A 15247-nucleotide genomic window follows, 5' to 3' on the forward strand; every position below is an offset into this window, starting at 1 on the left:
TTTTGCATTTTATTAACATTTTGTAGATTTGAGGAAATCTAAAAAAATATAAAACTATGGATGATAGAATTAGACAAAGAATAGAAGAAATTAAACAACGAGGAGTAAATATAAACGTTGGCGATATTTTTTCAAAATCATGGGAAATTTTTTCAGGAATCGCTTTATATGCAATTCTTGCAATTGTAATAACATTCGCAATTAGTTTCATGATTAATTTCTTCTTAGGATTAATCATTTCAGCACCAACTATGGTTATTAATGATCCATCTGATTTAAATGAAGTGTTTGCAGAAGCATCATCTCCTTTAGCGTGGGTGAGTAATATTGTTAGTATTGTAGTTGCAGCAGCTTTAGCACCGATTACAGTAAGTATTTTGACAATGGCTAAAAAATTTAATAAACATCAAAATCCTGATTTTTCAGATTTGTTTGTTCATTATAAAGATGGAAAATTTGGTGTGATTTTTACAACATATTTAGCTGTTCAATTTTTAGGATTCATAGGTATTTTATTATGTATTGTACCTGGATTTATTTTCTATGTTACATCAATACTAGCAATTCCTTTTGTATTGTTTACAAGTTTTACTACAACGGAAGCTATAAAATCAAGTGTAAGTATTTTATTTAAAAACTTCGGATCAGCATTTGTTTTTTGTTTGGCTTGTTTTGGAGTTGCAATTTTAGGCGTACTTGCTTGTGGAGTTGGATTATTAGTAGCAATGCCTCTAATTTATATTGCTACATATGTTTTATATGAAACAGTTATAGGAACAGAAGACAATGAACAATCAGAAATAGACCAAATAGGAACAGATATTTACAAGGATAATCCTTACATGAAATAGACAAAATTATGAAGCAGTTGAAAATCATTTTTGGCTGCTTCATTTTTTTGTTATTAATTTTGCAGAAATTTTTTAAGAAAACAATATGTCTAAAAATCTCGTTATTGTTGAGTCCCCAGCAAAAGCTAAAACCATTCAAGGTTTTTTAGGTGATGATTTTATCGTGGAATCAAGTTTTGGTCACGTGGTCGATTTACCAAAGAAAGGAATGGGAATCGAAATCGAGAATCATTATAAGCCAATATACGAAGTAACACCTGATAAAAAGGAGGTTGTAAGTAAACTAAAAAAATTGTCTTCGAAAGCCCAAACAATTTGGTTAGCATCCGATGAGGACCGCGAAGGAGAAGCAATTTCTTGGCATTTGTATCATGTTCTTGGATTAGAAAAAAAGGATACAAAGCGTATTGTTTTTAATGAAATTACGAAAAAAGCAATTCAACGTGCGGTAGAAAATCCACGTCAGATTGACGAAAATTTGGTTGATGCGCAACAAGCTCGTCGTGTTTTGGACAGATTAGTTGGTTTCGAAATGTCGCCAATTTTATGGAAAAAAATAAAACCAGGTTTATCTGCAGGACGTGTTCAATCAGTTTCTGTTCGATTAATTGTCGAACGTGAAAAAGAAATTCAAAATTTTGTTCCAGTTTCATCATACAAATTCATTGCAATTTTCGAAACGAATGAAGGAAGAACATTAAAAGCAGTTTTAACAAAAGAATTTTCTACGTTAAAAGAAGCCGAAGATTTCTTAGAAACATGTGTTGGAGCAGATTTTAAAGTAAATGATTTACAAAAGAAACCAGCAAAGCGTACACCTTCAGCACCATTTACAACATCAACTTTGCAACAAGAAGCATCTCGTAAATTAGGTTTTTCAGTTTCAAGAACGATGCGTGTCGCACAACAATTATACGAATCTGGACATATCACATATATGAGAACAGATAGTGTGAATTTGTCTGATGATGCATTAACAGCAGTAAAAGCTGAGATAGAATCTGCTTACGGAAACAAATATGTTGAGATAAGAAAATATAAAAACAAAAATTCATCTGCACAAGAAGCGCACGAAGCGATTCGTCCAACGCATTTCGAAAATCATTCAATAAATGCAGACGATTCTATGCGAAAATTGTACGAATTAATTTGGAAACGTACAGTTGCTTCTCAAATGGCAAATGCAGAATTGGAACGAACTATTATTGATATTGATAACAACAAAAACAACTTTATTTTCCAAGCGAAAGGAGAAGTAATTGTGTTTGATGGTTTCTTAAAAGTATATCAAGAATCGTTTGACGACGAAGATGCTGATGATGATAAAGTATTATTACCAAGTGTAAAAGTAAATGAGCAATTGAAAGCAGATGAAATAAACGGTACTGAACGTTTTTCTCGTCCTTCGGCTCGTTATACAGAAGCATCTTTGGTAAAAAAATTAGAAGAATTAGGAATTGGTCGTCCATCAACTTATGCGCCAACGATTTCTACAATCCAGAATAGAGGCTATGTGGAAGTTGGGGAATTGGATGGTCAAGAACGAAAATATAATACCTTAACGCTAATCGATAATCAAATCAAAAAAGTTCAACAAAAAGAAATTTTTGGAGCTGATCGTCGCAAATTAATGCCAACTGATATCGGAATTGTGGTAAATGATTTCTTGGTTGATTATTTTACGAATGTGATGGATTACGATTTTACAGCGCGTGTCGAAAATAGTTTTGATGATATTGCGGAAGGTAAATTGAATTGGACAAAAATGATTGATGAATTTTATACGAAATTTCATCATGTTGTAGAAGATGTTCAAGAAAATGCTGATCGTGCAACTGGAGAACGCGAATTAGGAATTGATCCTGTATCGGGTAAAAAAGTGCATGCACGTATTGGACGTTTTGGGCCAATGATTCAGATTGGTGAAGCAGAAGATGAAGAAAAACCTCGCTTTGCAAGTCTTCAAAAACATCAATCTATTCATAATATTACCTTAGAAGAGGCAATGAAATTGTTCGAATTACCAAAAACTTTAGGTGAGTATAAAGCGCACGAAGTAGAAGTGAATATTGGACGTTTTGGACCTTATGTGAAATTTGATGATAAATATATTTCGATTCCGAAAGAGGAAGATCCAATGGATTTATCATTTGATCGTGCAGTAGAATTAATCGAAGAAAAATTAAAAGCTGATGCACCGATTGCACAATACGAAGGGTATGATGTAACAAAAGGAAAAGGACGTTTTGGACCATTTATCAAATGGAATGAATGGTTTATTAATGTTCCGAAAAAATACGATTTCGATCATTTATCTCAAGCTGATATTATCGAATTGATTGAAGATAAAAAACGTAAAGAATCTGAACGTGTTGTTCGCGAATGGTCAGAACAGGAAATTCGATTAGAGAAAGCGCGTTGGGGACGTTATAATTTGATTCAAGGAAAAATAAAAGTTGAGTTATCGAAAGAGACGAATCCAGAAGCGTTGACTTTGGCTGAGGTTGAAAAATTAATAGAAGCTGCGAAACCTAAAAAGAAAGCAGTGACTAAAAAAGCGCCTGCAAAAAAGACAACTGCGAAGAAAACGACAACTAAAAAAACAACGACTAAAAAGTAATAATGTACAACGACTTTTTAAAACCCGTTTCTGAAGAATTACAAGATTTTGCTAAATCTTGTAATTCTTTTGCGTTAGGACAAGCTATAAAATTTCGCGAAGATGTTATCGAAAGCGATGAAAAATCGAACGATAAAATTGCGATTATTGGTGTGACAGAATCTCGTTCGAAACAAAAAGATTTGATCGAAGATGTAGATTTTAGCCTTGTTCGTACACAATTGTACGAATTGCAAATGGGAAATTGGTCGATAGATTTGTACGATTTTGGCGATGTTGTTTATTATGATGATAAAGCCGAAACCGAAAAAGTTTTTAGAGAAGTTACCAACGGATTAATTCGTGATGGATATGTTGTTGTTATTTTGGGTGGAAACCCAAGTTTAGGTTATCAACAATATCGTGCTTATGACGAAATTGTTGATAAAGTTTATTACTTAACAATCGATCATAAATTACGATTAGGAAAAGATGAAGCACAAACAACAGAAAATAATTATTTAACAAAAATTATTTCGAATGAGCCTTTCAATTTATTGGATTATACGAATATCGGTTTTCAAACGTATTTTGTTGCTCAAGAAAAATTAGATTTGTTAGATCAGTTAAATTTTGATGCTGTTCGTTTGGGTGTGATTTCTGAAAATGTAAAAGAAATAGAACCTTATTCGAGAGATGCAAATGCGGCTTTGCTTAATTTATCGAGTTTACAAGGTTCGGATTTCTCTTCTTCAAAAAATATGACGCCAAATGGATTTACTTCACGAGAAATTTGTGCGTTAACAAGATATTTAGGTTTCAGCAATAAATTGACTTCACTTTACGTTTGTGATTATATCGAGAATTATAAAAAATTAGATCATCTATTAATTTCGCAGATGATTTGGTATTTTATTGATGGAAAAAATCACCGTCCAGAGATAAAAAGTTTTGACGATACACAATATTTTGAAAAAATTTTTGTTCCTACAGAAGGATACAATTATATTTTTTACCGAAATGTATTAACCAATCAATTGTGGATAGAAGTTGATAACACTGTTGATGGAGAGCGAAAATTTGAAATTATTCCGTGTTCAGAAAAAGATTATGAGCAAGCCTTGAATGGAGAAATACCGAATAGGTGGTGGAAATATTTCAAAAAATTTTATTAAAAAATAAAGAACAATTTTAAAAATCAATTAATAAATTGCCTTAATTTGTAGCCTTATTAATTGAGAACTAAAAGTATAAAACCTGTATAAAAATAAATCTATAACAGAATGAATAGAATTTTGGTAAGTGCATTGTTGCTATCTCTTTCTTTATCATCATGTAAAATGTTGAAGAACAGAGGGAGTAGTGATAGAAATGATGGACAAATAGTTTCGAAAACATCTTCGGCTTGGACGCCAGTTCGTCCAAAAGGAATGGTTCCGATTCCGAGTGGATCGTTTGTTTTAGGACAAACCGATTACGATTTTACAAAAACAAATGATGCTCCAGTAAAAACGGTTACTGTTACAGGTTTCTTTATGGATGATACAGAGATTACAAACTCTGAGTATCAGTATTTTGTAAATTATGTAAAAGATTCTATCGCTCGTACTGCTTTGGCAAACAAGGCAGAAACTTTAGGTTTTGACCCTATGAATCCAAATAATGGAGCAGGAGGTATTGGTGATTATGCATATATTTCTGGTTCACAAGATGGACAAGGGACGCCATATGATGAATATATTAAAAACAGTAATACAGGTCGTGATGGTCAATCTTTAGATGGTAAGAAATTAAATTGGAAACAGCGTTTGGAGTGGGATAAATACAAATATCCAGATGTAGATTATGCTGAGGTTATGGAAGGATTATATTATCCTCCAGAAGAGCGTATGAATGGAGAAAGACGTATTGATACGCGTAAATTAAACTATTCTTATGTGACAGTTGATCAAACTGCTGCAGCAAAAAAACGTGGTACTTTCCGTGTAGATTTTCGTAAAGAATTTAGTTTAAACATTTATCCTGATACAACAGTTTGGGTAAGAGATTTCAACTATTCGTACAATGATCCAATGCACCAAGACTATTTTTGGCATAAAGCTTATGCAAATTATCCTGTTGTAGGTGTTAACTGGAATCAAGCAACAGCTTTTTGTGATTTCCGCACAAGATATCATAACACAGCATTGAATAATAAAAAGAAAAGAGGAAGTCAAGTAAAAGTTATTAGTTACCGTTTACCAACAGAAATTGAGTGGGAATACGCAGCGAAAGGTGGTTTAGAAAATGCACCTTATCCTTGGGGAGGTCCTTATTTAACAGATGATAGAGGTTGTTATCTAGCGAACTTCAAACCAAAACGTGGAGATTATTTAGAAATCAACGATGGCAAGAAAACTGGTTACATGTATACGGCTCCTATAAAAACATTCCGTGCGAATGGATATGGTCTTTATGACATGGCTGGTAACGTAGCTGAATGGACAAGTTCTCCGTATAACAGATCATCTTATACAATGTCTTCATCACTTAATCCGTCAATTACAATGTCTGGAGAAGTAAATAGAAGTGTAAGAGGAGGATCTTGGAAAGATGTTGGATATTTATTAATGACTTCAGCAAGAGATTGGGAACACAAAGATTCTGCAAGAAGTTTCATCGGATTCCGTACAGTTCAATCTTTCCCAGAAGGATCAAAAGTAAATTTTAGAAAAACCAAATAACCTAATTAATAAAACAATTTAATAAAAAGCACTCTTATGGCAGTACAAGCTTCAAAACAAGAACGTCTTACAAATTTTTTGTATAATTTCTTTGCCGCAGTAGTAATTATCGGGGCATTATGTAAAATTACGCACACGAATTTAGGACCAATATCAGCCAATTTAATCTTAACAATCGGATTAGTAGCTGAAGCATTCGTCTTCTTTTATTCAGCATTTTTCGATAAACCTCAAGGAAGCTATGAATGGGAAAAAGCTTATCCAGAATTATTAAATGGAGAACCAGTACAAAGAAAAACTGCTGCTGTTGCAACTGCAGGAAATAATTTAACTGCTGAGTTAGACAAAGTATTAGCAGATGCAAAATTAGATAAAGAAGTTTTCGAAAGATTACGTGGTTCTTTAGATAAATTTGGTTCAGCTGTTAACGAATTAAACACAACAACATCAGCTGTCGCTTCAACAGAACAATATAGCAACGAAATTGCAAAAGCATCAACTAACATCAGCCAATTAAATGCTGTATATGCTGAGCAAATTGTAAATAGCCAAAAACAAGTAGAATTAAATAAACAATTTATCGAAGAAATGCAAAAATCTTCAGGTAGTTCAGAGCAATTCTTGAAAGAAATGCAAGAGCTTTCTGCTAACATTAATGCATTAAACAAAGTATACGGAGGTATGCTTTCTGCAATGAAAAACAACTAATACATTGCTCCGATAAATTAAACTAATTATTCATTAATTCTATAAATTATTATGGCAGGAGGTGGTAGACTAACCGGACGTCAGAAGATGATTAACCTGATGTATCTCGTGTTCATTGCAATGATGGCTTTGAACGTGGATCGTGAGGTGTTGAGATCTTTCGAAACGATAAATACTTCTTTAGAGTCAACAACGACTTTAACGAAAACAAATAACGATACCTTCTATGGTCAAATTGATCTAAAAGCGAAGGATGATCCAACTTATGCAAAAACTCAAGCTGAGGCTGCAGAAGTTAAAAAGCAAACAAATGATTTTGTTGCTTATATCGATGGATTGAAAAAAGAATTAGCTGGTGCTGATTTTATTTCTGGATCAGAAGATACAGATTACAATGCATTGTCTAATACAGAGCCTGTTGTATCTTTATTCTTTAAAGGAAAAGGAGGTGACAAAGGAAATGAGAAAGCACAAGAGTTTACAAACAAAATTGATGGTTTCAGAAATTTCTTAATGACTTTTGCAAAACAAAGTCCTGATGCTAAAAATGCGGAAGCTCGTATCAACGAATTTTTTGGAACAACTCCAAAATCGAAGAAACAAAGTTGGATGCAAGAAAAATTCTATGATCAACCAATGGTTGCTTCTTTAACGAATTTATCGAAAATGCAAATGGATGCTCGTACAGAAGAAGGTAATTTAGTGAGAGCATTATTATCTGGTAAATTAGAAGAAAAAATCGAATTGGATGCTTTCCAAGGTTTATTCTTATCTCCAGGTGTTGTTAAAGTCGGAGATGAAGCTGTTCTTAATGTAGTTTTAGGAGCTTACGATAATTCAATCAAAGGTTCTGTTTCTACAAGTGTTGGTTCTGCTACTGTTGTTGATGGTAAAGCATCTATTAAGCTGAATACATCTGCAGTTGGTATGCATCAATTAACAGGTAACATTACATACGTATCGAATGGAAAAACGAAAACGGTAGCCATAGCACCTTCAACTTATCAAGTTGTTGCACAAACATTAGATAAAAAAGCTGCTGAGATTATTGAAAAAGATCCAACAGGAGGTTCTATTGTTGCAGATAATTTACGTGTAGTTTATCGTGGAGTATCTAATCCAATTTCAGCAACAATTAACGGTGCAAACGGACCTGTTAGTTTAAGTGCTTCTTCTGGAAGTCCTTCTGGAGCGGGAGCTAACAAATGGAATTATACGCCTGGAGGAGGAAACGAAGTGGTGTTTACGGCATCTGCAAGAGCAAGTTCTGGTAAAACATTATCAGTTCGTGAAACATTCCGTATCAAACCAGTTCCACCAGCACGTGGTGTTATTTTAGGAAATACAAGTCCAGCTATTCCAGATAATGGAATTGCAGCGCAAACAATTCGTGTAGATTGGCCAGATTTCTTATTCCCAATTTCAGGTGAAGTAACATCTTTCAATGTTAAAGTTCCTGGTCAGGCAACGGCTCGTGTTTCTGGAAATAAAATGTCAGGAGCAGCTGGAGTTATTTCGAAAGCGAAAAAAGGTGATATTATTGGTGTTTTCGATATTAAATATCGTACAAATTCAGGAGCAACTGGAGAAGCATCATCTATCGCAATTCAAGTACAATAATTTAAAAAGTAAAAATTTAAAATATGAAGTATCTTTTGTTTGGTTTAATGAGTTTTTTCTCAACTCTTACAATGGCGCAAAATGTTCTTAACGCTGTTTCGCCAGAACAGTTAAGAAAAGACCGCGAAAATAAAACAAGAGTTGATGAAGCTGGAGATACAGTAAGTACGGCTCAAGATCCTATGAAATATGGTTTTATCGAAGATAAAGATGTTTTATGGTCGAAAGTTGTATGGGAAGTAATTGATTTGAATGAGCGTCTAAATCAACCTTATTATAGATCTGGTGATGAGTTAGTGCAAAATTCAAAATCATTATATGATGTATTGGTTGACGGAGTTCGTAGCAAAAAGATTAGAGAAGTTTACGACGATGAGTACTTTCAAACTAAAATGAGTTATGAGCAAATTATGGCTCGTAATGAGAAGAAAGATACACAACAGTATTACTACGATATGAAAGCTGCTGGAGAAACTCCTGACGAAGCTGCTATTTTTAATTATAAAATTAAATCTGACGATATCAAAATGGTAAAAACGAAAGGTCTATGGTACATCGACCGTCGTTTAGGAGAATTAAAATATCGTTTGTTAGGTTTAGCAATTATGGGACCTGATGCGCAATCGTTAGGAACTGAGTTTGCTGACGGAGCTTTCGTAGATTTATTCTGGATTTGGTATCCAGATGCTCGTAATGTTTTGGTGAATGCAACGGTATTCAATCCAAGTAATTCAAATTCGGCAATTACATATGATGAGATGTTAAATGCACGTAGATTTAGTTCTATTATTTACAAAGCTCAAACAATGTATGGAACGAAAATGATTGATGATTACATTCCAAATGATGCGAAAGGTCAATTAGAAGAACATCACAAAATTAGAAATTCTATCATTCAGTCAGAAGCTGATATGTGGAATTACTAATCAGAATACAAAACAAAAAATCCAGTCATTTGACTAGATTTTTTGTTATAACTTTAGTTCAAATTAAATAAAAGCCATGAAAAATATTTTATTATTATCATTACTAATAATATCAATTAATAGTTTTGGACAACAAGAAGTTTTAACGAACTCTATTAAAAAAACAACAACAAAATTAGACAAAAGCTCAGATAGAAAAACTTTAAAAGAGTTTGTAGAGAGTATTTACATTAATTCATTAAATACTTTTGAAGGAGAGAAACTATTGATAAACACTGATGAGCTTAGTGTACAAGTAAAAAGAAACTCAGGTAAATTTGAATCGATGAAATTGAAAGATTTGAATGATATTTCTGTAGGTCAATTAAAATCTTTTGAGTATAAAAAAGATAAAACAATCGAAGCTCTTTACGGAAGAAGAGGCGAATTATTTGGAATGGTTATGATAGAATTAAAATAGAAAAAATCCAGTCATCGACTGGATTTTATTGTTTATGTATTTATAAGAATTTAACTTTCTAAAATCTAAAATCTAAAATCTAAAATCTAAAATCTAATTCGCATCTCCTTTTTCAATTCCTTCCTCTATTTTTTCTTCAACTTCTGCCTTTTCTTCATGGTCCAATTTCATTTCTCCCGAATCATCATCACTACGTAAAACAACTTGAATACTGATAGGAAAATGATCTGAGCCAATATTTGGTTCTCGTATCATATCAATTAATCGAAATTGAGAACTCAAAAAATAATGATCCAAAGGCCAACGTAAGAACCAATGATGCGCATGAAAAGTATTGAACATTCCACGACCACGACGAGGATCTAAAAGTTGCGAAGTTTTCAAAAATAAACGTGTTGTTCTGCTCCACGCAACATCATTCAAATCTCCAAAAACAATGCACGCTTTTCTATATTCTTTCGCTTGTTTTCCTATAATCAAAATCTCAGCATCGCGTTCAGCACTTTCTTCATTTTCTTGCGGAACTGGCGGAGTTGGATGTAAACCATACAAACGCACAATTTGATTATTATATTCGATATCAGCAATAATTGAAGGGATTTCTGTGCTGATTAAATAATTAATTTTTTGGTATTTTATAGGTAATTTAGAGTAAAACAATAATCCATAAGTATTTTCTAACGGAACTTCTATTTTGTACTCAAAATCGTTTGTAGCTTCTTTTATTTGTTCCATCCATTCGTTGTTCGTTTCTAATAAAAAAACGATATCAGGATTTCTTTTCTTAATTAATTCAACCAAATTTTGATATTTCGTATTGTCTTGCAAAACATTATAAACAAGTAAATCAAGCGGTTTTTCATTTGGTTTTAATGTTACTTGTTCAATCATTTCTTTACCAAAAGGAGAATAAGGAATAATGACCCAAAGCAAATAAATCGCAGTAAAAATTAAACAAATAAATAAACTTATTGTAATTGAAGTTTTAGGCACAACAATGAATAAAATACAAGTAGCAATTACCAAAACAAATTTCTGAAATCGTGGATAATCAAAAACTCTAACCGTCCAATGTGTATGTTTGATGAAAGGAATAATGACTGAAAGGATAATGAGGCAAGAAATTATGGTATAGAATATTTGCATAAAATGGTTGATTTTAAGAATAAAGATAAGTAAAACCGAAACATTATTTACCTTTGTAAGCAAATTTTAGAAATTGAAAAAAGTAGAATATATCATCGTTGGTCAAGGTGTTGCAGGGAGTTGTATGGCGATGAAATTGTTGAAAGAAAATAAATCTTTTGTGGTAATTGATAATCATTTTCACAAAGCATCGGCAATTGCTGCTGGAATTTTTAATCCTGTTGTGCTAAAACGTTTTTCAATTGTTTGGAATGCGACAAAACAAATTGAAAGATTGCGCGAAGTTTTTGGTGATTTCGAACAATTATTAAACAAAAAATATATCTACAATTTTCCAGTTTTTAGAATTTTTAATGACGAACAAGAGAAAAAAACGTGGTTGAAAAAAGCGACAACTCATCCAGATTTGATTGATTATTTAGCAACAGATACAGAACAACTGAATGATTTTTCTTCAATCAATTCTCCGATTGGTTCTGGCGAAGTTTTGCACACAGGTCGTGTCGATTTGACAAATCTTCTGGCTGATTTTAAAGATTATTTAGTTGAAAATGATTTGTTTCTTGATGAGACTTTTGATTTCAATGAGTTAAAATTAAATGATAATCAAACGAGCTATAAAAATATCGAGGCAACTAAAATAATTTTTGCTGAAGGTTATAATATTTTGAGCAATCCATATTTCAAAAATTTACCTGTAATTGGTGTAAAAGGCGAAGTGTTGAAAATTGAAATTGATGCCAATTTACCCGAAGCAGTTGTGAAAGGAAAAGAATTTTTGATGCCTTTAGAAAATAATCAATATTTTGTAGGCGCAACTTACGATCGCGATTATGTGAATTATAAAAATACTGAGGATGCAAAACAATATTTGGTTGAAGGTGTTCAGAATTTTTTTAAAGATGATTTTGAAGTTGTGGAACAACATGCGTCAATTCGTCCAACGGTTGTCGATCGTCGTCCGATTATTGGAGTGCATCCTACGCATCAACAATTGATTTGTTTGAATGGAATGGGAACGCGCGGAACAATGTTGGCCCCTGTGATGGTGGATGATTTGTACGATTTTTTAGAAAATAATCAACCTATTGATAAAGAAGCGAATATTGCACGTTTCTATGATCGATTTTAAACCTATTTTGAATGAAAAATTTTGACATAAAAATATTTGCAATTCAACTTGTAGCAAGCGTTTTGTTATTTTTAGGAATTCAACAATTTTACGTTTTGGTTGAATTAGATTTGATTGAATTAATTCATTCAATGGGAAAAGATAATTTTGCCTTTTTGGTTAGAAAAAGTGACGAATTCGGAATCAGCGAAAAACTGAAACATTTAGCTACAATGAAAACAATTTTGAGTTTTGTAGGTATTGTTTTGGCATATATTTTATGTTCAGTTATCAACCATAAACGCAATTACGATTGGAAAATGTCTGTAATTATAGTAGTGTTGTGTTTTTTAGTTTTTCAATTCAGATTAATCAATCTTCCAATTAATTTTATTGCAACCAAAAATCTCGCATTGGCTTATTTTGTTCCAGCAACTTTTTCGATTTTAATCAGTTTTGTATTGTATTTTTTGAGTTATCGTTTAAAACCTTAAAAAAAATCAATGCAAAATTCTACAATTAGCATTAATATTTTTAGCTTCTTTTATAAAAGTTAAAGCTAATTGTTCATCGTTAACATCAATTGTTATTGAATGTCCATCTAATAATTTGTCAACATTACTTTTAGCAACTTTTAATGATATTTTTAGTAAGTCAATTTGTAGATGTGTTAAAGTGACTTTTTGAAATCCTTCATTCCAGCCATCAAATATTATCTTCATAAGTGATTTTAAATATTGTTAAAAATAGAAATGAATACTTGTTTTAAGTTCTAATGCTTTATGAAATATATTAATAATATTTTCGCATTCAGGATATGTTTTCTTCAATTGATTATAAGTGTTTTCAATTAAAACTAAATTATTAATTTTTTCGTCTTCATAATCGTCAATTATTGAATTACAAGTTTGATTAATTAAATCAAAAACACCTTTCTTCCATAAAATATTAAATTCTGATTCATTTAACCTAATTTCGATTAATTCGTTTGGAGAAGCTGTATCATAATCTAATTTTAATTCAGCTTCTTTATTAATAGGAACAATAATAATTTTACTCATAATCATTAATTGAAAGGTGATTGTTATTTTTAAAACACTTTCACAATATACTACTTATAGTTTTGAGATAAGTTTTCATCTAACAAAAAACATTGTATTTTTGCAAAATGTTATTAGTACAAAATTTAGGAGTTTATTTTGCGGGTAGATATTTATTCGAAAACGTTTCGTTCCGCATCAACAAAGGAAACCGTGTTGGTTTGGTAGGGAAAAATGGAGCAGGAAAATCTACTTTGCTTAAAATTTTAGCCAAAAGTCAGCAATCTTCAGAAGGTGAAGTTGTTTACGAAGGCGACGTTACAATCGGATATTTATCGCAAGATATTGATTTTGTACAAGGAAGAACTGTTTGGCAAGAAGCGGATTCTGCTTTTGAGCAATTGGTTGAAATTCAGGAACGTATTGATTTTGTAAACAAAGAATTAGCTGAAAGAACAGATTACGAATCTGATGAATACGGAAAATTAATTGAAGATATTTCGCATTTAACGGAACGTTTCGGACTTTTAGGTGGTTACACAAAAGATGCTGAAATCGAGCAAATTTTAATTGGTTTAGGATTCAAAAATTCAGATTTTCATCGCCCAACAGAAGAATTTTCTGGAGGTTGGAGAATGCGAATTGAATTGGCAAAACTATTGTTGCAAAAACATGATGTAATGCTTTTAGATGAGCCTACCAACCATTTGGATATCGATTCGATTGTTTGGTTAGAAGATTTCTTGAAAGATTATCCTGGAGCTGTTGTGTTGGTTTCGCACGACCGTCAATTTTTGGATAACGTAACTAATCGTACAATCGAAATTGCAAATCGCCACATTTCTGATTTTAAAGCGAATTATACGCGTTATTTAGAATTGCGTGAAGATCGTCGCGAAAAATTAGAGCAAGCACAGAAGAATCAAGAGCAAATGATTAAGCACACGGAAGATTTAATTTCAAAATTCCGTGCAAAAGCTAATAAAGCTTCGATGGCGCAATCATTAATCAAAAAATTAGATAAAATAGAACGCATCGAAATTGAAAATGATGATGTAACGAAAATGAATATCCGTTTTGTGGATGCTGTTCAGCCAGGTAAAATTATTTTCGAGTTAGATGATGTAGGTGTTGCTTTTGGTGATCATCAAGTTTTTGATCATGTTTCTTTTTATGTTAATCGAGGAGAAAAAGTAGCTTTTGTTGGTCAAAATGGTCAAGGAAAAACGACTTTATCACGTGCGATTATCAACGAACAAGAGCATTCAGGTAAAATAAAACATGGACATAATGTAGAAATCGGATATTTTGCCCAAAATCAAGCACATGTTTTGAATGATAAATTAACGGTTTTAGAAGAAGCAGAAAATTCTGCAACAGAAGAAACACGTAAACATGTTCGCGATTATTTAGGTGCATTTATGTTTGGTGGTGATGCTGTTGAGAAAAAAGTTTCGGTTCTTTCGGGAGGTGAGCGAAATCGTTTGGCGTTGTGTAAATTATTGTTACGTCCATTCAATGTATTAATCATGGATGAGCCAACGAACCACTTGGATATTGTATCAAAAGAATTGTTGAAAAAAGCTTTACAAAAATATTCTGGAACTTTGATTTTAGTATCTCATGACCGTGAATTTTTAGAAGGTTTAGTAGATAAAGTGTTCGATTTCCGTAATGGTCAAGTGAAAGAATATCTTTCTGGAATTGATGATTATTTGGCGCAAATAAAAGCGGGAAGTTTCCGTGAAGTGGAGAAAGGAAATAGTTTGGCTGCACGAAAAGAAGAGAAACCGATTGAGGTTAAAATAGAACAAGCGAAAAGAGTTTTATCTTTTGAGGAAGAGAAAGAGCAAAAACGTCTTAAAAATAGATTGTCAAGAATAGAAACGGAGATTTCTGATTTAGAGACGAAGATTGCCGATTTAGAAAATAAGTTGCATGCAGGTTCGCAAACGCAACAAGAATTAGATAAATACTCGAATCTGAAAAATGATTTAGACAAAAAAATGTTAGAGTGGGAGGAGGTTTCTGAACAAATTATCTAATGATAGAAATAGAAAAAA

14 protein-coding genes are annotated in these 15247 nt (G+C 32.3%); 11 read left to right on the plus strand and 3 right to left on the minus strand.

The annotated features are described in order from the left end of the window. Positions 1-56 precede the first annotated feature (56 nt). From B3M86_RS09810 to B3M86_RS09845, 8 genes are all read left to right on the plus strand, one after another. A complete protein-coding gene (locus B3M86_RS09810; protein WP_125349622.1) occupies positions 57-851 on the plus strand; it encodes a hypothetical protein in 795 nt (264 codons plus the stop codon). Positions 852-936: 85 nt separating this feature from the next. Continuing rightward, positions 937-3471, plus strand: a complete 2535-nt coding sequence (gene topA, locus B3M86_RS09815; RefSeq protein ID WP_125349621.1) for a type I DNA topoisomerase — start codon at positions 937-939, stop codon at positions 3469-3471. Positions 3472-3473: 2 nt separating this feature from the next. Further along, positions 3474-4625: an arginase family protein gene (locus B3M86_RS09820; RefSeq protein WP_291047148.1), complete on the plus strand. Its 1152-nt coding sequence runs from the start codon at positions 3474-3476 to the stop codon at positions 4623-4625. 108 nt (positions 4626-4733) lie between these two features. After that, complete coding sequence (gene gldK / locus B3M86_RS09825; RefSeq protein ID WP_185144160.1) at positions 4734-6173, plus strand: gliding motility lipoprotein GldK; 1440 nt, start codon at positions 4734-4736, stop codon at positions 6171-6173. 36 nt (positions 6174-6209) lie between these two features. Beyond that, complete coding sequence (gene gldL, locus B3M86_RS09830) at positions 6210-6881, plus strand: gliding motility protein GldL (protein WP_125349619.1); 672 nt, start codon at positions 6210-6212, stop codon at positions 6879-6881. Positions 6882-6932: 51 nt separating this feature from the next. Further along, positions 6933-8501 (plus strand): GldM family protein, encoded by a 1569-nt coding sequence (locus tag B3M86_RS09835; RefSeq protein WP_219034384.1) that lies wholly within the window; start codon positions 6933-6935, stop codon positions 8499-8501. Positions 8502-8524: 23 nt separating this feature from the next. Then, the gene (gene gldN / locus B3M86_RS09840; RefSeq protein WP_038332933.1) at positions 8525-9427 is read left to right on the plus strand and encodes a gliding motility protein GldN; all 903 of its coding nucleotides are present in this window, start codon (positions 8525-8527) and stop codon (positions 9425-9427) included. 76 nt (positions 9428-9503) lie between these two features. Beyond that, positions 9504-9887: a hypothetical protein gene (locus B3M86_RS09845; protein WP_286494776.1), complete on the plus strand. Its 384-nt coding sequence runs from the start codon at positions 9504-9506 to the stop codon at positions 9885-9887. A gap of 93 nt (positions 9888-9980) precedes the next feature. Here the strand turns inward: B3M86_RS09845 and B3M86_RS09850 are convergent, their stop codons facing one another. Beyond that, positions 9981-11033, minus strand: a complete 1053-nt coding sequence (locus B3M86_RS09850; RefSeq protein ID WP_291075838.1) for an endonuclease/exonuclease/phosphatase family protein — start codon at positions 11031-11033, stop codon at positions 9981-9983. A gap of 73 nt (positions 11034-11106) precedes the next feature. On the opposite strand from B3M86_RS09850, the gene B3M86_RS09855 reads away from it, so the two are divergent. Both B3M86_RS09855 and B3M86_RS09860 read left to right on the plus strand, forming a co-directional pair. Next, the gene (locus B3M86_RS09855; RefSeq protein ID WP_291075836.1) at positions 11107-12165 is read left to right on the plus strand and encodes an NAD(P)/FAD-dependent oxidoreductase; all 1059 of its coding nucleotides are present in this window, start codon (positions 11107-11109) and stop codon (positions 12163-12165) included. Between the two features lie 11 nt (positions 12166-12176). After that, positions 12177-12638, plus strand: a complete 462-nt coding sequence (locus tag B3M86_RS09860) for a hypothetical protein (protein ID WP_125349616.1) — start codon at positions 12177-12179, stop codon at positions 12636-12638. A 6-nt stretch (positions 12639-12644) separates the two neighbouring features. Here the strand turns inward: B3M86_RS09860 and B3M86_RS09865 are convergent, their stop codons facing one another. Beyond that, positions 12645-12866: a hypothetical protein gene (locus tag B3M86_RS09865; RefSeq protein ID WP_115001689.1), complete on the minus strand. Its 222-nt coding sequence runs from the start codon at positions 12864-12866 to the stop codon at positions 12645-12647. Between the two features lie 18 nt (positions 12867-12884). After that, entirely contained in the window at positions 12885-13205 is a 321-nt protein-coding gene (locus B3M86_RS09870) for a hypothetical protein (protein WP_115002126.1), read from the minus strand. Between the two features lie 107 nt (positions 13206-13312). Between B3M86_RS09870 and B3M86_RS09875 the strand changes: the two genes are divergently transcribed. Then, positions 13313-15229 (plus strand): ABC-F family ATP-binding cassette domain-containing protein, encoded by a 1917-nt coding sequence (locus tag B3M86_RS09875; RefSeq protein WP_180905128.1) that lies wholly within the window; start codon positions 13313-13315, stop codon positions 15227-15229. Positions 15230-15247 lie beyond the last annotated feature (18 nt).

The organism is Empedobacter sp. UBA6305, from assembly GCF_002440405.1.
In the GTDB taxonomy this organism is placed as follows: domain Bacteria; phylum Bacteroidota; class Bacteroidia; order Flavobacteriales; family Weeksellaceae; genus Empedobacter; species Empedobacter falsenii_B.